A 19,142-nucleotide genomic window follows, 5' to 3' on the forward strand; every position below is an offset into this window, starting at 1 on the left:
CGCCGGAGCCGCCATGACCACATCCATCCTTTTCGTCTGTCTCGGGAATATCTGCCGCTCGCCCTCGGCGGAAGGGGTCGTGCGCGCGAAGGCCGCCCGGCGGGGCCTCGATCTGCGGCTCGATTCCGCCGGAACGGGCGACTGGCATGTGGGCAAGCCGCCCTATCCGCCGATGATCGCGGCGGCCGGGGCGCGGGGCTACGACCTGACGGATCTGCGCGCGCGGCAGGTGAACCGGGCGGATTTCGACCGGTTCGATCTGATCGTCGCGATGGATGGCGAGAACCTGTCGGACCTGCGCGCGATGCGGCCCGAAAGTGGTGCCGAGGTGATGCTTTTCACCGATGCGCTGGAGGAGCCCGGCACCGACCACGTGCCCGATCCCTATTACACGCGCGATTTCGAGGGGGCGCTCGACCTCGTAGAGCGGGCGGCGGAGGCGCTGCTGGACCGGATCGCGGGGCGCGCCTAGAGCCGCACCATGATCGCGATTGTGACGGCCTCAATCCATTGGGCGCTGCCGGGATCGGGCAGGGCGGCGATGTCGCCCAGGGTCGCGGCGCGGTCCTCTGGCGGGACGGGGGCTGTTTGCCAGAGCCGTGCTTGGATTTCCAGGTCGGTCAGGAGGGCGGGGCCGGCCTCGGTGACGGCGGATTTGACCGCGGCGCGGCGGGCGTTGTAGGCGGCGTTGCCAATGCCGGTTGTGACCGCTGAGACGGGTAGAAGCATCGGGTTGCCGAGGTGGTTGGGTTCGCTGCTGCAGGCGGAGAGGGCGCACAGGGCGGCGGCGCTGAGATGCTTTGACATGAGAGCCTTCCGCGAGGGTGATTTGGGGAGGCTACCACACGGCCTTGCCGCATCCCATTGCGTGTGAGCGGGTTCTCCGAAGCGCGGACAAGGCAGTTTGCTGCTGTCGCGCTCCCGCACCTGCCCGCGGACAGGCGCGTCCGGCGTTTTCGTATGTGGCAGGCTTGGGCGGGATCAGCGGTGCGTGATGCGCCCTACTCCGACCGGGTGGGCACGCGCGTTTTCACTGAAAACACGCTGCCGCCCACGCGCACTGAAAATGGGTTCAAGAATCCATTTTCAGCGCGGAAATAAACGCTTCCTGCGGGATCTCCACCTTGCCGAACTGGCGCATCTTCTTCTTGCCGGCCTTCTGCTTTTCCAGAAGCTTCTTTTTCCGGGTCGCGTCGCCGCCATAGCACTTCGCGGTCACGTCCTTGCGCATGGCCGAGAGCGTCTCGCGGGCGATGACCTTGCCGCCGATGGCCGCCTGGATCGGGATCTTGAACATGTGGCGCGGGATCAGCTCTTTCAGCTTCTCGCACATGGCGCGGCCCCGCATCTCGGCGCGGTCGCGGTGGACCATCATCGCCAGCGCGTCGACCGGTTCGTCGTTCACCAGGATCGACATCTTCACGAGGTTGTCCTCGCGGTAGCCGATCATCTCGTAATCGAAGCTCGCGTAACCCTTTGTTACCGATTTCAGGCGATCGTAGAAATCGAAAACCACTTCATTGAGAGGGAGGTCGTACACCGTCATCGCCCGCCCGCCCACATAGGTGAGGTCAAGCTGGATGCCGCGCCGCTCCTGGCAGAGCTTCAGCACGTCGCCGAGATATTCGTCGGGCACCATCACCGTCGCCTTGATCCGCGGCTCCTCGATATGGCTGACATAGGTCATGTCGGGCATGTCGGCGGGGTTGTGCAGATCGACCCGCTCGCCGTCCTTGCGGAACAGGTGATAGATCACCGAGGGCGCGGTGGTGATGAGCTCGATATCGTATTCGCGTTCCAGCCGGTCGCGGATCACCTCGAGGTGCAGAAGCCCGAGGAAACCGCAGCGGAACCCGAAGCCGAGCGCGGCGGAGGTTTCCATCTCGTAGGTAAAGGAGGCATCGTTCAGCGCGAGCTTCTCGATGGCGTCGCGCATATCCTCGAAATCGTTCGCATCGACCGGGAAGAGCCCACAGAACACCACCGGGACGGATGGCTTGAAGCCCGGCAGCGGTGTCTCGCAGGGGCGTTTTTCGTGGGTGATCGTGTCGCCGACGCGGGTGTCGCGGACCTGCTTGATCGACGCGTTCAAATAGCCGATCTCGCCGGCCCCGAGGCTTTTCACATGGGTCATGGCGGGGCGGTAGACGCCCACGTCGTCGACGTCATAGGTGCCGCCCGTCTTCATCATGCGGATGCGGTCGCCCTTCTTGAGCGTGCCGTCGATGATCCGCACGATACAGATGACGCCGAGATACTGGTCGTATTTCGAATCGACCAGCATGGCCTTCAGCGGCTTGTCCGGATCGCCCTCGGGTGGGGGCGGCAGGCGGTTGACGATGGCCTCGAGCACGTCGGGGATGCCGACGCCGGTCTTGGCCGAGATGAGGCACGCCTCGGAGGCGTCGATGCCGATCACGTCCTCGATCTGCTCGCGCACCCGGTCGGGCTCGGCGGCGGGCAGGTCGACCTTGTTCAGGACGGGCACGATCTCGTGGTCGGCCTCGATCGCGGTGTAGACATTGGCCAGCGTCTGCGCCTCGACGCCCTGCGTCGCGTCCACCACCAGAAGCGAGCCCTCGACCGCCTGCATCGAGCGGGACACCTCGTAGCCGAAATCCACATGGCCCGGCGTGTCGATGAGGTTCAGCACGTAGGTGTGGCCGTCCTTGGCGGGATAGTCGATGCGGACGGTGTTGGCCTTGATGGTGATGCCGCGCTCGCGCTCGATATCCATCGCGTCGAGCATCTGCTCCTTCATGTCCCGTTCGGCCACCGTTCCGGTGAGCTGGATCAGCCGGTCGGCCAGGGTGGATTTCCCGTGGTCGATATGGGCGACGATGGAGAAATTGCGGATGCGGGACAGGGGTGTGCTCATGACCTCGCGATATGACGCGGAGGCGGTGTCTGGTCAAGGTGGGTTGATGGCGCGGGGCGGTCCGGTAGGGTGGTGTGCGGGATAAGTGGCAGGCGGTGCGATGGCGGTAGAGCGGTTGGAGGACCTCCGGGCTTGGCTTGAGACGCAGCCGCGTGCCGTGTCGGAGCTGATTGCGTGCCGCGCGGCGTTGCGGGTCTGGCCGCTTGTCTTCGGGGCGAAATTGACAGATCGCTTCGATGGACGAGCGCGCCGGACTCTTTCTTTCTTGACAGCAAGATGTATTCTGACTTCGGGGGTAGCGGCCATGTTGCCAACCCCCGAAGTCAGAGCCGCCGCCGCCGCCCCCGCCGCCGCCGCCGCCCCCGCCGCCGACGCCGCCCGCGCCGTCGCCTTCCGCGCCGTCGCCGCCCGCGCGGCTTCCGACGCCGCCAACTCTGCCCAAGCCCGCGCCGCCCGCGTCGCCGCCGACGCCGCCGACTTCGCCGCCGCCGACGCCGCCCGCGCCGCCGCCGCCGCCCGCGCCGCCGTACTTGCCGATACAAAGCTGTCCGAAGCAGACCTCTGGTCCAGCCGGCTCTGGCATGACAAGGCGCCTCCCGATTGGGCGGAGTTGGATGCGCTGGATGGACCGGATGCCGTCCTGGCCGACCCCGCCTTCGACGTCTGGCGCCGGTGGTACTTGGCGGCGCTGCAGGGAACCCCGCTTCCCATTGCGCTTCAGGAAAAGGTCGCACTGATCCCGAACAATGTGTGGGGCGCGGGCCCAGAGGTTGTTGCGGAACGTATCAACGAGATCGAGGAAGATTTACGCGAAGACACGCCGCGGGACTGGCCCGACCATGTGCCGAAACTGGAAACACGAAAGCTCGTGCAGCATATCCACACGCTTTTGGACAATCGGTTCCTCAGCGAGGGCGTGGCGCTCTCTGCTGCACATGGGTTGGAAAACGCCATCGCTCAGTTCTGCCGGAATGCCCCGGCGAACGAGCTGCCCGAGGAGATGCTACCGCTTCGGCGGGTGCCGGATATTCTTATCCGTCTTGCATCCCAGATTCAGATCGCCGCCCAACGCAGTGAAGCGTTACAAAGCAAGGACCAGCGGCTCCGCGACAAGGATATCGAAATCGCGAAATTGTCGGCGACGATTGTTGAACTGAATTCAACTATTGCGACGCTGGAAGGCAACCTCGCCAATGCGCAGGCCGAAGGGCTCGACCGTAATTTCCGCAAGGGTTTCGCGGAAAGCCTCGGCAAGCTGGGGCATCCCGCGACGCTTGGAGGGCTCGCGCTCAGTGTTGCCTATTTCTTCGGCGTCCCGGCCAGCGACGTGACCTTCCAGAACCTGCGGGACTACCTGCGTGGGGTCGAAGAGGCCGAGCCTTTGCCGGATCTGCCGGGTACGTTCGATGTCTGAGACACCCACCACCCGCCGTTTCACCATCGAGGGCCGCGTGCAGGGCGTGGGGTTCCGGGCCTGGACGCAGGGACGGGCGGAGGCCTTGGGGCTGCGCGGCTGGGTGCGCAATCTGCCCGATGGCCGCGTCGAGGCGGTGCTGGGCGGGGCCGAGGACGCAGTGGACGCGATGGCGCGCGCGCTCGGGCAGGGGCCCGTCGCCGCAGCCGTGACGGGCGTGACGGTCGCGCCTGCGGAGGAGGTGCTGCCCCGGGGCGTCGAGATCCGGCGCTGAGGCGCGGCGGTCCATGGGGCGGTGAACGCCGACGGGGATGGGGCGTCCAACGGATCGGTGAATGGACACCCGCCCCCCGATCGGGCATGATCTGCCCCAATCAAAAGGCCGGGAAAATCCGGCGGCAGAACGAGCAGAGACATGACCGGCAGCACAAAATCCCTCGGCTGTGCCCTCGTGGTCGGCCTGACCCTCGCCGGATGCGGCGGCGGTCCCTCCTCCTCGGCGAATGTCACGCGCTTCGCGACGGGGCCCATATATTCGGCCTGCATGGCCTCGGACCGCAAGGCGCGCAGCCGCGCGCTCTGCGGCTGCGTGCAGGCCTCGGCGGATGCGACCCTGTCGGGCGGCGACCAGCGGCGGGCCTCGCGCTTTTTCCGCGACCCGCAGGAAGCGCATGACGTGAAATATTCCAAGACCCCGCGCGACGACGCGTTCTGGGAGCGTTACGAGACCTTCGTGGACCGGTCCGAGCGGTATTGCCAGGGGCTTTGACTTGGCTCTGACTGGGCGCCGACCGGGCTCCGGCTGGGCCCTGACGGGGCTCAGGCCTCGGCGGTCAGGAAGGCGCGCAGGGTCGCCTCGAAGGCCTCGGGCTTTTCGGCGTGCAGCCAATGGCCGGCATCGGCGATCCGGGCGAAGCGCGCGCGCGGGAACAGGTCGCGGATCGGCCCGCGCATCTCGGGCGTGACATAGTCGCTCTTGCCGCCCGACAGGAACAGCGCCGGGCCCTCGAAGCGCCCTTCGGGCGCGGGCCAGCCGAGGATCTTCGGCATTTCCGCGCCGAGCACGTCGAGATTGAGCAGCCAGCGCTTTTCCTTGAGGTCGAGGGACTGGGTGAAGAAGCCCTGCAGCACCGGGTCGTCGACATGGGCGGCCAGCTGTGCCGCGGCGTCCGAGCGTTTCGATACCGCGTCGAGATCGACCGATTTCATCGCGTCGATATAGCCCGACTGGTGATCGTGATCGTAGGCCACCGGCGCCATGTCCGCGGAGACGAGCCGCCGGACCATGTCGGGGCGGGTGAGCGACAGCATCATCGCGGCCTTGCCGCCCATCGAATGCCCGACCACGTCGGCGGGCCGGTCCAGCTCCTCGATCACATGGGCGAGGTCGGCGGCCATGTCCTCGTAGCCGTGGCTGTCGGCCCAGAGCGAGGCGCCGTGATTGCGCTGGTCGACCGCCACCACGTGCCGGATATCCGAGAGCGCGCGGGCGATGCGGGTCCAGTTCTTCGCCTGGCCGTAGAGGCCATGAACGATGACGAGCGGGGGCAGGTCGGAATCGCCGTGACGGATCGTGTTCAGCATGCGCTCAGGAATAACGCCGGCGGGCGCGGCTCGCCAGCGGCTTTTCCCCCGACCGCGCGCCAGCGGCTTTTCCCGCGACCGCACGCCAGCGGCTTTTCCTCGGCTGCGGGGCAGGCTAGATCGTCGCGCATGGCCATGGATCCGACCCTCATTCGCGATATCGGGCGCATCGAGGTGCTGCTCGCCGAGAAGTTCGGCGCCGCCTCGGGGCGTCTCGACCGCCGTGCGAGGAAGGCGGGGCGGAATCTGCCGCGCTGGGTGCGCCGCGATCTCGACCGGCTGGCGGCGGTGCAGACCATGGCGGGTCACCCGAAGCTCGGCCGGATGGTCGATACGCGCAAGAGCCTGAAGGCCGCCGCGCGGACGCGCGACTGGCTCGACGCGGTCGACGTCGCCGACCGGCGCCGCGGCCGGCTTCTGGGGATGCTGGGCGCGCTGTCCTTCAACCTGATCCTGGCCTTCGTGCTGCTGATCGTGGTGCTGCGCTGGCGCGGTCTGGTCTGAGGCGGCGGCCCGGACGCTCAGCCTCGCGGCCCGTTGTAATCCGCATCCGAGACCGGCTCCGCCCAATCGGCGGTCTTGCCGTCCTGCGCCTCGCCCAGGGCGAGGTGGGTCATCGCCACATCCGGTGCCGCGCCGTGCCAGTGCCGTTCGCCTTCGTGGAAATAGGCGGTGTCGCCCGGGCGCAGTTCCCGGACCGGGCCGCCTTCGGATTGCGCGAGGCACAGGCCCTCGGTCACGAAGATCGTCTGGCCGTAGGGATGGGTGTGCCAATTGGTGCGCGCGCCGGGCTCGAAGGTGACGACGAAGCCGCGATGGCGCGCCGGGGCGTCCGGGGCCGCGATGATGTCCATTCGGACATGCCCGGTGAAATACTCGGCGGGGGCGATCTTCGTGGGGCGGGTTCCGGCGCGGGTGATGTCCATGATCTGTCCTTGCGTGATGCGGGGATCAGGATGGCAGATTGCGCGCCGGGGTAAAGAGGCCCGGCCGGCGGGGCGGGCGGGCGGTGCGGGATCGCGTATTTGGAAAGAGGCAAGACAGGGTGCGGTTTGCGCGCCGGGCCGGGTGGCGCGCAGGGGAGCAGGCGGGCCGCGCGTGACTTGCGGGCGACTGTCCACGAGAAAAAAGGCGGCCCCCGCAGAGGCCGCCCCGTTTCGTCGTCGGAATACCCGTCCGGATCAGAGGTCGGGATAGATCGGGAAGCGCGCGCAGAGCGCCTCGACCTCGGCTTTCACCTTGGCTTCGACCGCGGCATTGCCGTCCTCGCCATGGGCGGCGAGCCCGTCCACCACCTCGATGATCCAGTCGGCGATCTGGCGGAACTCGTCCTCGTCGAAGCCGCGCGTGGTGCCCGCGGGGCTGCCGAGGCGGATGCCCGAGGTGACCATCGGCTTTTCGGGATCGAAGGGCACGCCGTTCTTGTTGCAGGTGATGTGGGCGCGGCCGAGCGCCTTTTCGGTCGCGTTGCCCTTCACGCCCTTGGGGCGCAGGTCCACCAGCACGACATGGGTGTCGGTGCCGTGAGTGACAGTGTCGAGCCCGCCCTTGATAAGCTGGTCCGACAGCGCCTGGGCGTTCTTGATGACCTGCTCCTGGTAGGTCTTGAAGCCGGGCTCCAGCGCCTCGCCGAAGGCCACGGCCTTGGCGGCGATCACGTGCATCAGCGGCCCGCCCTGGATGCCGGGGAAGATCGCGGAGTTGAACTTCTTCGCCAGCGCCTCGTCATCGGTGAGGATCATGCCGCCGCGGGGGCCGCGCAGGGTCTTGTGCGTGGTGGTCGTGGCCACGTGCGCATGCGGGAAGGGCGAGGGGTAAAGGCCGGTGGCCACGAGGCCCGCGAAATGCGCCATGTCGACGAGGAGGTAAGCACCGACCGTATCGGCGATCTCGCGCATCCTGGCGAAGTCGATCTGGCGCGGGATGGCCGAGCCGCCGGCGATGATCATCTTCGGCTTGTGCTCGGCGGTGAGCGCCGCGATCTCGTCGTAATCGATGAGGTTGTCCTGCTTGCGCACGCCGTATTGCACCGCGTTGAACCACTTGCCCGACTGGTTGGGCTTGGCGCCATGCGTGAGGTGCCCGCCCGCATCGAGGCTCATGCCGAGGATCGTGTCGCCGGGCTGCAGAAGCGCGGTGAACACGCCCTGGTTGGCCTGCGAGCCCGAATTGGGCTGCACGTTGGCGAAGCCGCAGCCGAAGAGCTTGCAGGCGCGTTCGATGGCGAGGTTCTCGGCCACGTCGACCCAGTCGCAGCCGCCGTAATAGCGCCGGCCCGGATAGCCTTCGGCGTATTTGTTGGTCATCACCGAGCCCTGCGCCTCCATCACCGCGCGGGAGACGATGTTTTCCGAGGCGATGAGTTCGATCTCGTCGCGCTGTCGGCCGAGTTCGCCTTTCATGGCGGCGGCGATCTCGGGATCGCGGGAGGTGAGGCTCTCGGTGAAGAAACCGTTGTCACGATGGGGCGCGTTCATGGGACATGTCCTTTCGCAGCGGGGCCGCGCGGAAAGCGGCGACCTGAAATCACCGCCCATCTACAGGCAAATGCGCCCGGCTCAAAGCCCGGATGCGGCAGTTTGAGACAATATGACGTCGCCCGCTGGCGCTCGGGCGGTGCATGTGCTTGGCTCGCGTTAAGAAACGGCAGGACAGGACGGGGTCGCATGGGGCTCAGGATCGCTTTCGCGGCATCGAACGCGCCCATCGCGCAATCGGCCAAGGCGGCGCTGTCGCGGCGCTACGGCGATCATGCGGAGGCGCAGGCCGACGTGATCGTGGCGCTGGGCGGCGACGGTTTCATGCTGCAGACGCTGCACCGCACACAGGGGCTGCCGGCGCCGGTCTACGGCATGAACCGCGGCACCGTGGGCTTCCTGATGAACGAATATTCCGAACACGGGCTCGCCGAACGGCTGGAGGCCGCCGAGGAGGCGACGATCAATCCGCTGGCGATGACGGCCACGCGCGTCGACGGCACCGTGCACGAGGCGCTGGCGATCAACGAGGTGTCGCTGTTGCGGCAGGGGCCGCAGGCGGCGCGGCTGCGGATCTCGGTCGACGGGCGGCTGCGCATGGCCGAGCTTGTCTGCGACGGCGCGCTGGTGGCCACACCCGCGGGCTCGACCGCCTACAATTATTCCGCCCATGGCCCGATCCTGCCCATCGGCTCGGACGTGCTTGCGCTGACGGCGATGGCGGCCTTCCGGCCGCGGCGCTGGCGCGGCGCGCTTCTGCCCAAGACCGCGCATGTGTGTTTCGAGGTGCTCGACGCGGACAAGCGCCCGGTGATGGCCGAGGCCGACAGCCGCGCGGTCCGCGACGTGGTGCAGGTCGATATCCGCTCCGCCCCGGAGATCGCCCACCGGGTGCTGTTCGACCCGGGCCACGGCCTCGAAGAACGGCTGATCCGCGAACAATTCGTCTGAGACGGAAGGCCGGGGCCTGATCCGACGGGGCAAGCTGCGGGGCGCAGCTTGCGCATGGCGGGCCCGCTGATCCGTGCCGGACCCGCGCGCGGGCAAGAGGGCTGTCTGCCCTCTCTTGCGGGCGCGGCCCGGCAATTCACACCCAAGGCGACCTATCCCAAAGGTGACGCGGGCGCGTGGCGCGCGCCCCGGCGGGCATCGGCGCATCGGCGCGGGGTCGGGAAATCCCGCCTATGGCAAATGCCGTGCCTGGTGTATCCTGACGCCGCTTTTGAGTGAGCGGCCAGGGTTTTTCAGGCCGCGTTATTTTGAACGATCCATTTGACCACAGGAGGCTTTGCCATGGCGCACGGCTCAACGCATTTCGATATTCTCGCCCCGAAATCAAAGTTCTATCACGGCCCGTTCGGGCGCATCTGCGGCGACCTGCCGGCGTGGGAGAGCCCGTTCTCGGACCAGGAGCTGTTCGCGATCGCCAACGAGAAGATGGTGGAACGCCCGGGCCGCACCCCCGGCGACCTCGCCGGCGATCCCGGCGCCATCTCCGACATGGAGGCGGAGTTCAACTCGGATATCCCGGCGGGCTACACCTATTTCGGGCAATTCGTCGATCACGACATCACCTTCGATCCCGCCTCGTCGCTGATGCGGGCGAACGATCCCAACGGGCTGTTGAATTTCCGCACGCCGCGGCTCGACCTCGACAATCTCTACGGGGCGGGGCCGGACGATCAGCCCTATCTCTACGATCCCGCGGACGGCGCGAAGATGGCCATCGGCGAGGTCACGGGCGCGCCCGGTCTGCCGGACCTGCCGCGCTTCCAGGGCCGGGCGCTGATCGGCGACATGCGCAACGACGAGAACGCCATGGTGAGCCAGCTGCAGCTGGCCTTCCTCCTAGCGCATAACACGCTGGTGGACCGCGCGCGCGCCGCCGATCCCGGCGCCGACCGCAAGGTCATCTTCGAGCGCGCCCGGCGGACGCTGCGCTGGCTCTACCAGCACATCGTCTGGTTCGACTTCCTGCCGCGCGTGCTGCTCGGCGATATCGTGAAATGCGCGCTGACCTGCGAGACCGTCTGCGGCGGGCGGCATGTCTGGCAGTGCGGGCTCGACGATCTCTATTCGTGGAAGAACCAGCCCTTCATGCCGGTGGAATTCTCGGTCGCGGCCTACCGCTTCGGCCATTCCATGGTGCGCAACGCCTACCAGACCAACAATCCCGCCCGCGGCTTCGGCGAGCACGCGGCGATCTTCGACAATTCCGGCGCGGCCAATCCCGACGATCTGCGCGGCTTCCGGCCGGTCACGCCGGAAAACTCGATCCAGTGGGACTGGTTCCTGCCGATGCAGAGTTCGGGCGGGCCCTTCCCGCAGATGGCGCGCAAGATCGACACCAAGCTCGCCAACGCGCTGGCCTTCCTGCATGAAGGACCGGCGGGCGACGCGATGAACGTGCTGGCCTTCCGCAACCTCAAGCGCGGCATCGCCTTCGGGCTGCCCTCGGGCACGGATGTGGCCCAGAAGTTCTGCGTGAAGCCTGTGGAGCTGACCGCGGACGAGCCCGATTCGCTTTGGTACTACATCCTGCGCGAGGCCGAGATCGCCGGCGGCAACGGGCTCGGGCGCACCGGCTCGATCATCGTGGCGGCGGTCTTCGCGGGGCTTCTGAAGGGCGATCCCTGCTCGTGGTTCACGCTTGATCCCTGCTGGACGCCGAAGGACGATCCGCTTCTGCGCGACGGCGAGGACAACGTGGACGATCCCGCCTGGACGCTGGCCTCGATCATCCGGCTCGCGGGGCTGAAGCCCGACGGCATCGGCTTCGAGGCGCAGGGCGCGGGTCCGTAAGGCAAAGGCGCGCCCCGGGCAGCGTCACGCGCAACGGGGCGCCCTCACGATCGGACCGGAAATACCTCCGGAGAGCGCGAGAGGCTGGCCTCTCGCCGCGCCCCGCGGGCCTCGATGGCCCGCGGGGCGCGCATCTGTTCAGCCCTTGGGATAGCCCAGCGTCTTCAGCGCATCGCGCATCTCGTCCACGATGGCCGGGTCGTCGATCGTCGCGGGCATGCGGAATGCCTCGCCATCGGCGATATTGGCCATGGTGCGGCGCAGGATCTTGCCCGAGCGGGTCTTGGGCAGGCGGTCGACCACCTTGCAGAGCTTGAAGGCCGCCACCGGGCCGATCTGGTCGCGCACGCGCTTGACGCATTCGGCCTCGATCTCGGCCTCGGGGCGGTTCACGCCCTTGGTGAGGCAGACGAAGCCCATGGGCAACTGGCCCTTGAAATCGTCCGCCACGCCGATCACCGCGCATTCGGCGACATCGGGATGGCCCGCCAGCACCTCTTCCATGGCGCCGGTCGAGAGGCGATGGCCCGCCACGTTGATGACGTCATCGGTGCGCGCCATGATGTAGAGATAGCCGTCCTCGTCCACCCGGCCCGCATCGCCGGTCTCGTAATAGCCCGGGAAATGCGACAGGTAGCTCTTGCGGAAGCGCTCCGGCGCGTTCCAGAGCGTCGGCAGCGTGCCCGGTGGCAGCGGCAGGCGGATGGCGATGGCGCCAAGCTCGCCGGGGGCGACGGGATGGCCGCCCTCGTCCAGCACCTGCACGTCGTAGCCTGGCATCGGCACCGAGGGGCTGCCGATCTTCACCGGCATCTCCTCGATCCCGGCGGGCATTCCGGCGATGGTCCAGCCGGTCTCGGTCTGCCACCAATGGTCGTAGATCGGCTTGCCGGTCACTTTCTGCGCCCATTCGATCGTGTCGGGATCGGCGCGTTCGCCCGCGAGGTAGATCGCGCGCAGCCCCGAGATGTCGTGGCCCGCCATCATCTCGGCCTTCGGGTCCTCGCGTTTCACCGCGCGGAAGGCGGTGGGGGCGGTGAAGAAGCTTTTCACGTCATGCTCCGCGATCACCCGCCAGAAGGTCGAGGCGTCGGGCGTGCCCACGGGCTTGCCCTCGAAGAGCACGGTGGTGTTCCCGGCGATGAGCGGGGCGTAGACGATGTAGGAATGGCCCACGACCCAACCCACGTCCGAGGCGGCCCAGAAGACCTCTCCGGGGTCGACGTTGTAGATGTTCTTCATCGTCCATTGCAGTGCCACGAGATGCCCGCCGGTCGGGCGCACCACGCCCTTGGGCGCGCCGGTCGTGCCGGAGGTGTAGAGGATGTAGACCGGGTGATCGCCGCGGACGGGCACGCAGGGCGCGGCCTCGGCGCCCTCGACGAAGGCGGTCCAGTCGTGATCGCGGCCCTCGGTCAGCTCGGCCGCGAGTTCCGGGCGCTGGAACACGACGGTGAAGTCGGGCTTGTGGGTGGCGAGGTCGATGGCGCCGTCGAGCAGCGGCTTGTAGGCCACGGTCCGGCCCGGCTCGATCCCGCAGGAGGCGGCGATCACCGCCTTGGGCTTCGCGTCGTCGATCCGCACGGCAAGCTCGTTCGAGGCGAAGCCGCCGAAGACCACCGAATGGATCGCGCCGAGGCGCGCGCAGGCCAGCATCGCCACCGCGGTTTCCGGGATCATCGGCATGTAGATGATGACGCGGTCGCCCTTCTCGATGCCGCGGGCGGCGAGCGCACCGGCGAAATGCGCCACCTGGTCCTGCAATTCGGCATAGGTGATACGGCGCTTGGTGCCGGTGACCGGGCTGTCGTAGATGATCGCGGCCTGCGCGCCGCGGCCCGCCTCCACGTGACGGTCGACGGCGTTGTAGCAGGTGTTCACCTGCGCGTCGGCGAACCATTCGTAGATGTGATCGCCCCGGTCGAAGAGGGCCTGCTTCGGCGCCTCGACCCAGTCGATCGCGCGGGCCTGCTCCAGCCAGAAGCCTTCGGGGTCATTCTTCCAGGCCTGGTAAACCTCTGCATACGACATGCCATTCCTCCTCACCTCTGTCCTTGCGATCCGTGTTAGGGCCGCGCGGGCCCGTCTGGCAAGCGCGGAGCGGGCATGGCCCGCCGAAGACGGGCGAGAATTTGCAGAAACCCGATGTTAGCGCCTGCAAAGTTTTGCAAAGTCATACGCAATGCAGCGTTATCGTGTAAATATCCGCAGGATTTGCAAATCATGCCTTTGCAGGCCGGGGAATCATGCGGGCGCGAAGCGGTAGCCGAACCGGTCGATATCCTGCGCGCAGAGCGTGGCGACCCGCGCCTGCGTGGCCGCGTCGTAATAGGATCGCCAATCCGCCTCCCGCTCCGAACGGTTGGCATGCGGCAGATCGAGCGTGAAGCCCAGCAGCGCCTCGAAGCGCGCAAGATCGGCGCCGAGATGTTCGAGCCTGAGAAACAGCGGGCGCGCCTCGGCGCCGTTCGACCAGCTCACGTAGGAGCCGTAGGGCGCGCGGGCGATCGCGGCGGCATTCGCCGGATCGGCGAGGAAGCCCGCGAAATCGCAGCGTCGGGCCAGCGCGATGGCGGGGTGGTCGAAATCCTGCGCGCGGGCCCAGTGGTAATAGCTGACCATCCGGTCCCAGGGATTGCGCACCAGCGTGACCACCTGCAGGCGCGCCAGCGTCGCCTCGGGCAGCGCGCCCTCGATATCGGCGAGGGTGGAATGCTTCCAAAGCCGTCCGCGCGCGTTGAGCGCCTTCAGCCGCCCGCGCCGGGCCTGCGCTTTCGGGGTGTCGCCGATCAGGATGTCGTCGCGATGCGCCCGCGCCTCCAGCGCCAGCGCCAGCGAGGTGCCGCCGGTCTTGGGAATATGCACGAAGATGTAGCCGCGCCCGGGCGAGATGATCATGTGCGCGAGAATAGGCACGCCGCAGGGCTGCGCAATAGCGTCGGGCGCGGTGCCGATGGCCGTTTGATTGACATCAAGGCCAGCTTGAGCGCGCGGACATACCCTTTCGCAACGCATCACCTGCCTTGCCCGGATGGCGCCGTGCGGAGCCGCCTCCCAATTCGCAAAGGATTTGTCTCATGTCTCGCATCGTCTCTCGTCTGCGCCGTTACGTGCCGCGTCGCATCCTCGCCCTGTGCCTCTGTGCTGTGAGCCTTGCCCTCGCGCCGGTCGCGGCGGCGGCGGAAACCAAGGTCGGCAGCAACGTGGATAATCGCGTTATCTTGGGCATCGCCGCGAAAGCCGACGCGCTGCAGCCCTTCCTGCCCGAGGGCTGGACGCCCATGGCCTTCCCGGGCGGTCCGTTTTCCGGAGCGAACGTGTTGTTCGTCGCCATCGACCGGTTGGTACAGCTGGATGGCGAGGGCGCGCCTTTCGGTCCTGCAAATACGCGGCACATCGCCGTGGCCGGGCTTGGTCAGGCGGGCGGCGAAGGGGCGCCGCGGCTGCATGTCTACCGGGTCTATTCCTCCGATCCCTCGCCGAACCCGTATGGCAACTCGCTCGGCGCCGACATCACGCGGGTCTACACCGAGGAAGGTCCCGCGAATGAGGGCCGCAGCCGCAGCGAACGCTGGCGGGTGAGCCCCGAGGGCGGCGGCACGCTTGCGATCGATCTCAGCTTCACCACCGGCATGCGCGGCAAGTCGGCGGGCGAGTCGCAGACCTATTCGAACACCGATCCCGATTTTTTCCGCATCTACCGGTATGACCAGGTCACACAAGTCCTGATGAGCGAAGGGCTCGGTATACCGCTGTCCGGCAGCCTCTCGGTGACAAGCGACGTTCCGGAGCTGTCCGACATCTTCGACGGCAGCGAGGCTGTGGTCGGAGTGATCGACGTGCCGGTCTATGTCCGCGACGTTTTCCTGCCCTGACACATCCGGCGCGGCGCGGGGATTGTTTTGCCGGGCCGCACGCGGTCTATACTCTTCGAGACATAAGAAGAGGATAGCATCATGGGATGGTTGCCGGATGAGACGGGTCTCGACAAATGCGCGGCCAATTACACGCCGCTGACGCCGCTGTCCTTCCTGCGCCGCGCGGCGGATGTCTTCGCCGATCACCCGGCGGTGGTCTACAAGACCCATCGCAAGAGCTATGCCGAATATGCCGAACGGGTCAGCCGGCTCGCCTCGGCGCTGGCGGGCCGCGGCATCGTGCCGGGCGACGTGGTCGCCACGCTGCTGCCCAACATCCCCGCCCATGCGGAGGCGCATTTCGGCGTGCCCGCGACGGGCGCGATCCTGAACGCGATCAACACCCGGCTCGACGTCGACACGGTGGCCTACATCTTCGGCCATGGCGGGGCCAAGCTGGCGCTGGTCGACAGCGACTTCATCCCGCTTGCCGAGGCCGCCAAGGCCACGATGGCGGGCGACGGCCCCGAGATCGTGGAGGTGGTCGACACGGTCGCCGGGCGCAGCGCCTCGGGCCGCTACACCACCTACGAGGATTTCCTCGAGGGCGGCGATCCGGCCTTCGCCTGGATCATGCCCGAAGACGAGTGGGAAAGCATCGCGCTGAACTACACCTCCGGCACGACCGGGCGGCCCAAGGGCGTCGTCTACCATCACCGCGGCGCCTATCTGAACGCGATGGGGCAGGTGCTGTCCTGGCGCATGGTGCTCTACCCCATCTACCTGACCATCGTGCCGCTGTTTCACTGCAATGGCTGGTGCCACACCTGGATGATGCCGGCGGTGGGCGGCACCGTGGCCTGCTGCCGCGACATCGCCGCGGGTCCCATCTTCGAGACCATCGCGGAGGAGGGCGTGACCCATTTCGGCGGCGCGCCCATCGTGCTGAACACGCTCATCAACGCGCCCGCCGCCGAGAAGCGCACGTTCCCCCAGATCGTCGAGGTCTTCACCGCAGGCGCCCCGCCGGCACCCTCGACGCTGGCGAAGATCGAACCGATGGGCTTCAACGTCACCCATGTCTACGGGCTCACCGAAACCTACGGGCCTGGCACGGAATGCACATGGCAGGCCAAATGGGACTCGGCGCAAGGCGACAAGCGCGCCTCGATCAAGGCGCGGCAGGGCGTGGCGATGCCGTTTCTGGAGGATGTCACGGTGACCGACGAGGCGATGCGGCCGATCCCCCGGGACGGCGAGACCAAGGGCGAGATCATGTTCCAGGGCAACGGCGTGATGAAGGGCTATTACAAGGACCCTGAGAAGACCGCCGAAAGCTTCGCCGGTGGCTATTACCATTCGGGCGACATCGCGATCCGCGAAGCGGACGGCTATATCCGCATCGCCGACCGCGCCAAGGACATCATCATCTCGGGCGGCGAGAACATCTCGTCGGTGGAGGTGGAAAGCGTTCTGATGGGCCATGACGCAGTGTCGCTTTGCGCCGTGGTGGCCAAGCCCGACGAGAAATGGGGCGAGGTGCCCTGCGCCTTCGTGGAGCTGAAGGACGGCGCCGAGGCCAGCGCCGAGGAGCTGATCGCCTTCGCGCGGCAGACGCTTGCGGGCTTCAAGACGCCGAAGGCGGTGGTCTTCACCGAATTGCCCAAGACCTCCACCGGCAAGATCCAGAAATTCGAGCTGCGCGAACGGGCCAAGAGCTTGTGATCGCGAGGCTCTGGCCGGGTGGCGGGCACGGGCTATCTCCCGGTGATCCCCGGCGGCGATGCCCGCCGGACCCCACCCAAGGAGACGGATCATGAGTGCCGAGACCACGTCCCCGCGCGAGCCGCGTGAGCCCACGAACGAGCGCGACGAGAAGATCGCCGATCTTCGCGGTCGCACGACCACGACGCGCGACCTGTCCGAACATCGCCGTCACGCCTGGCTCTACGAGGATTTGCTGAACTGACGCACTGGGCGACATTGCGAAGCGCGCGCAGCGCGTGATAGCGTTCCGTGACCGTTTGAGGCAGAGCAGCCCGGGCTTCGCATGACAGCGCTTTCGCAATATCAACGCCTTGAGGCGTCGGGCCTTTGGCGCGCCGACGCCCAGGCGCAGCGCCGAGAGGTCGTCGTGTCGCTGGGCGATGCGAGCCTGACCATCACCGACCTGAAGGACCAGCCGGTGGCGCATTGGTCGCTGGCCGCCGTGCGCCGCGCGACGCCCAAAGGCGACATGCCCACCATCTACCATCCCGACGGAGATCCCGGCGAGACGCTGGAGCTTGACGCCTCGGGCGCCGAGATGATCGCCGCCATCGACAAGGTCCTGCGCGCGATCGAGCGCAGCCGCCCGAGCCCGGGCAAACTGCGGCTCTGGATCGGCGGCGGCATCGCGGCCTGCGTGGTGACGGCGGCCATCGTCTGGCTGCCGGGCGCGCTTCTGGATTATTCCTCGGACGTGGTTCCGCCGGTCAAACGCGACGAGATCGGCACCGCCCTGCTGGACCGGATCCAGCGGGTCGCGGGCCAGCCCTGCGCCGCGCCCGAGGCCGAGGAGGCGCTGCGCGCCTTGGGGCGCCGGGTGCTGGGCGACGGGCGGGGCGGCGATCTGGTGGTGCTGCGCGGGGGCATCGCCCAGACCGCGCATCTGCCCGGCGGCCTGATCCTGGTGAACCACACGCTGGTCGAGGACCCCGACGACCCGGACGTGACCGCGGGCTTCGTGCTGGCCGAGGCGGTGCGCGCGGAGCGCTCCGATCCGCTGGTGGACCTGCTGGAGACGGCGGGCCTGTTCGCGACGCTGAAGCTGCTGACCACCGGGGAGCTTCCGCCTGCCGCGCTCGATGCCTATGCGGAGGATTTGCTGTCGAACGCGCGTCCGCCGGTCGATCCGGCCCGGCTGCTGCCCGCCTTCGCGGCGGCGGAGCTGCGGTCCTCGCCCTATGCCTATGCGCTCGACATGACGGGCGAGACGACGCTGGCGCTGATCGAGGCCGATCCGCGCGGCGCCGATGGCAGCCGTCTCGTGCTGACCGATGCGGAATGGGTGCGCCTGCAGGGCATCTGCACGCGCTGAGGCGCGATGCGGGACCGGCGCCGGGGCGATCCGACCCGGTGCGGCCTAGTCGGCGATCTTCATCACCACGATGGCGGGCTTGATGCTGTGGCGCTTCGCATTGGCCACGAGGCGGCGCGGCACGGTGTTGGTCCAGATGTCCTGCGTCGCGTTGAAGCCGCTCATGGTCTGGAAGGCGCGCAGCGGGTTCAGCCGGTCATCCGACCAGGCCCGCTCATAGCCGCGCGGGACCACGGTTTCCTGTTCCACCGACAGGGTCGCGTAGACCTGATCCGGCACCATGTAATGCTCGCCCCGCTCGGGCGCGAAGCGCAGGTTGCTGTCGTCGTAGCCGCGCCGGATATAGACGTTCTTGCCCTCGACCGGCTTCTCGCCGCGGCGGATCACGGTGACGTGGTTCGATTGCTGCGGGCCGCAGCGCACGGTCAGGCCCTGGTTGTTGCCGATATATTGCCGCGAGATCGCCGAGGCGCCGGGGCAGCCGCCCTGCTGGGGGGCCGTGGCGGCCGGGGCAGGCGCGGGCGCGGCCTGGCGCACGACGCGCTGCGGGGCAGGGGCCGGCGCGGGGGCAGGCTGCGGCGGGGGGGCCGTGCGCACCACACGCGGGGCGGGCTTGACCACCTGCGGCTGTGGCGCGGGGGCCGTCCGGGCCGCCTGCTGCGGGGCCGGGGCGGGTTGCGGCGGTGGTGCGCTGCGCACGGGCGCGGCTTGCGCGGGTTCGAGGGTGATGCGCTCGGCGCTGTCGGGGATGGTCGCGGCGGTGCGGGTATTGCTGGCGCCGAAGGTGGGCGTCTGGCCGCAGATGTGATCGCGCGCGCGGTTCACCCGCGGTATCCAGCTCGTCGCGCCGTCGATGCCCGCGCGGATATAGACGCAGCCGCGGCTGTCCACGTATTGCCGCCCGTCATAGGAGGCGGGCGGGAATTCCTGCGGCACATCGGTCGCGCCCTGCTGTGCCTGAACGTGGCCTGCGAAACCAAAGGCGCCCGCCAGATAGAGCAGCGCCACGAAACGAGTTATCTTCATACCAAAGCCCCCACGGCATTTGGTC

The 19,142-nt window shown here is 67.7% G+C and carries 19 protein-coding genes; 11 read left to right on the forward strand and 8 right to left on the reverse strand.

Annotation, left to right across the window (positions count from 1 at the left end; genetic code table 11):
* The first annotated feature begins 13 nt into the window (after nucleotides 1-13).
* Complete coding sequence (locus BW990_RS04065) at nucleotides 14-472, forward strand: low molecular weight protein-tyrosine-phosphatase (protein ID WP_076445337.1); 459 nt, start codon at nucleotides 14-16, stop codon at nucleotides 470-472.
* On the opposite strand, the gene BW990_RS04070 is transcribed toward BW990_RS04065, so the two are convergent.
* Entirely contained in the window at nucleotides 469-807 is a 339-nt protein-coding gene (locus BW990_RS04070) for a hypothetical protein (RefSeq protein ID WP_076445339.1), read from the reverse strand. The two genes, BW990_RS04065 and BW990_RS04070, sit on opposite strands and share 4 nt — an antisense overlap.
* Before the next feature lie 265 nt (nucleotides 808-1,072).
* The gene (gene lepA, locus BW990_RS04075; protein ID WP_076445340.1) at nucleotides 1,073-2,878 is read right to left on the reverse strand and encodes a translation elongation factor 4; all 1,806 of its coding nucleotides are present in this window, start codon (nucleotides 2,876-2,878) and stop codon (nucleotides 1,073-1,075) included.
* Between the two features lie 157 nt (nucleotides 2,879-3,035).
* Here lepA and BW990_RS21740 point away from each other — a divergent pair, with 157 nt between their 5' ends.
* From BW990_RS21740 to BW990_RS04090, 3 genes are all read left to right on the forward strand, one after another.
* Nucleotides 3,036-4,292 carry a hypothetical protein gene (locus BW990_RS21740; protein WP_159441603.1) on the forward strand — a complete coding sequence of 419 codons (1,257 nt, stop codon included), beginning with the start codon at nucleotides 3,036-3,038 and terminating at the stop codon, nucleotides 4,290-4,292.
* Complete coding sequence (locus BW990_RS04085) at nucleotides 4,285-4,566, forward strand: acylphosphatase (protein ID WP_076445343.1); 282 nt, start codon at nucleotides 4,285-4,287, stop codon at nucleotides 4,564-4,566. Before BW990_RS21740 ends, BW990_RS04085 begins: the two co-directional genes overlap by 8 nt.
* A 141-nt stretch (nucleotides 4,567-4,707) precedes the next feature.
* A complete protein-coding gene (locus BW990_RS04090) occupies nucleotides 4,708-5,061 on the forward strand; it encodes a hypothetical protein (RefSeq protein ID WP_076445345.1) in 354 nt (117 codons plus the stop codon).
* A 50-nt stretch (nucleotides 5,062-5,111) separates the two neighbouring features.
* Here BW990_RS04090 and BW990_RS04095 read toward each other — a convergent pair whose 3' ends face one another.
* Nucleotides 5,112-5,876, reverse strand: a complete 765-nt coding sequence (locus tag BW990_RS04095; protein ID WP_076445347.1) for an alpha/beta fold hydrolase — start codon at nucleotides 5,874-5,876, stop codon at nucleotides 5,112-5,114.
* Between the two features lie 129 nt (nucleotides 5,877-6,005).
* On the opposite strand from BW990_RS04095, the gene BW990_RS04100 reads away from it, so the two are divergent.
* Nucleotides 6,006-6,380, forward strand: coding sequence for a hypothetical protein (locus BW990_RS04100; RefSeq protein WP_083950471.1), 375 nt, complete (start codon nucleotides 6,006-6,008; stop codon nucleotides 6,378-6,380).
* Nucleotides 6,381-6,397: 17 nt separating this feature from the next.
* Here the strand turns inward: BW990_RS04100 and BW990_RS04105 are convergent, their stop codons facing one another.
* Nucleotides 6,398-6,802, reverse strand: a complete 405-nt coding sequence (locus BW990_RS04105; protein WP_076445349.1) for a (R)-mandelonitrile lyase — start codon at nucleotides 6,800-6,802, stop codon at nucleotides 6,398-6,400.
* A gap of 255 nt (nucleotides 6,803-7,057) precedes the next feature.
* A complete protein-coding gene (gene glyA, locus BW990_RS04110; protein ID WP_076445350.1) occupies nucleotides 7,058-8,353 on the reverse strand; it encodes a serine hydroxymethyltransferase in 1,296 nt (431 codons plus the stop codon).
* Nucleotides 8,354-8,542: 189 nt separating this feature from the next.
* Here glyA and BW990_RS04115 point away from each other — a divergent pair, with 189 nt between their 5' ends.
* Entirely contained in the window at nucleotides 8,543-9,304 is a 762-nt protein-coding gene (locus BW990_RS04115; protein WP_076445352.1) for an NAD kinase, read from the forward strand.
* Nucleotides 9,305-9,646: 342 nt separating this feature from the next.
* Complete coding sequence (locus BW990_RS04120; protein WP_076445353.1) at nucleotides 9,647-11,155, forward strand: peroxidase family protein; 1,509 nt, start codon at nucleotides 9,647-9,649, stop codon at nucleotides 11,153-11,155.
* Nucleotides 11,156-11,293: 138 nt separating this feature from the next.
* Here BW990_RS04120 and BW990_RS04125 read toward each other — a convergent pair whose 3' ends face one another.
* A complete protein-coding gene (locus BW990_RS04125) occupies nucleotides 11,294-13,186 on the reverse strand; it encodes a propionyl-CoA synthetase (RefSeq protein ID WP_076445355.1) in 1,893 nt (630 codons plus the stop codon).
* Nucleotides 13,187-13,399: 213 nt separating this feature from the next.
* Nucleotides 13,400-14,053: a sulfotransferase family 2 domain-containing protein gene (locus BW990_RS04130; RefSeq protein WP_076445356.1), complete on the reverse strand. Its 654-nt coding sequence runs from the start codon at nucleotides 14,051-14,053 to the stop codon at nucleotides 13,400-13,402.
* A 179-nt stretch (nucleotides 14,054-14,232) separates the two neighbouring features.
* Between BW990_RS04130 and BW990_RS04135 the strand changes: the two genes are divergently transcribed.
* The 4 genes from BW990_RS04135 to BW990_RS04145 all read left to right on the forward strand — a co-directional run bounded on the left by BW990_RS04135 (nucleotide 14,233) and on the right by BW990_RS04145 (nucleotide 18,091).
* Nucleotides 14,233-15,030 carry a hypothetical protein gene (locus BW990_RS04135; protein ID WP_083950472.1) on the forward strand — a complete coding sequence of 266 codons (798 nt, stop codon included), beginning with the start codon at nucleotides 14,233-14,235 and terminating at the stop codon, nucleotides 15,028-15,030.
* A gap of 81 nt (nucleotides 15,031-15,111) precedes the next feature.
* Nucleotides 15,112-16,737, forward strand: coding sequence for an AMP-binding protein (locus tag BW990_RS04140; protein ID WP_076445358.1), 1,626 nt, complete (start codon nucleotides 15,112-15,114; stop codon nucleotides 16,735-16,737).
* A gap of 91 nt (nucleotides 16,738-16,828) precedes the next feature.
* On the forward strand, nucleotides 16,829-16,981 hold the full coding sequence (locus BW990_RS21745; RefSeq protein WP_159441604.1) for a hypothetical protein: 153 nt from the start codon (nucleotides 16,829-16,831) through the stop codon (nucleotides 16,979-16,981).
* An 81-nt stretch (nucleotides 16,982-17,062) separates the two neighbouring features.
* The gene (locus tag BW990_RS04145) at nucleotides 17,063-18,091 is read left to right on the forward strand and encodes a hypothetical protein (protein WP_076445359.1); all 1,029 of its coding nucleotides are present in this window, start codon (nucleotides 17,063-17,065) and stop codon (nucleotides 18,089-18,091) included.
* A gap of 45 nt (nucleotides 18,092-18,136) precedes the next feature.
* On the opposite strand, the gene BW990_RS04150 is transcribed toward BW990_RS04145, so the two are convergent.
* A complete protein-coding gene (locus BW990_RS04150; protein ID WP_143526073.1) occupies nucleotides 18,137-19,117 on the reverse strand; it encodes a hypothetical protein in 981 nt (326 codons plus the stop codon).
* Nucleotides 19,118-19,142: the final 25 nt, after the last annotated feature.

This window comes from Roseivivax lentus (genome assembly GCF_900156805.1).
GTDB lineage: Bacteria > Pseudomonadota > Alphaproteobacteria > Rhodobacterales > Rhodobacteraceae > Roseivivax > Roseivivax lentus.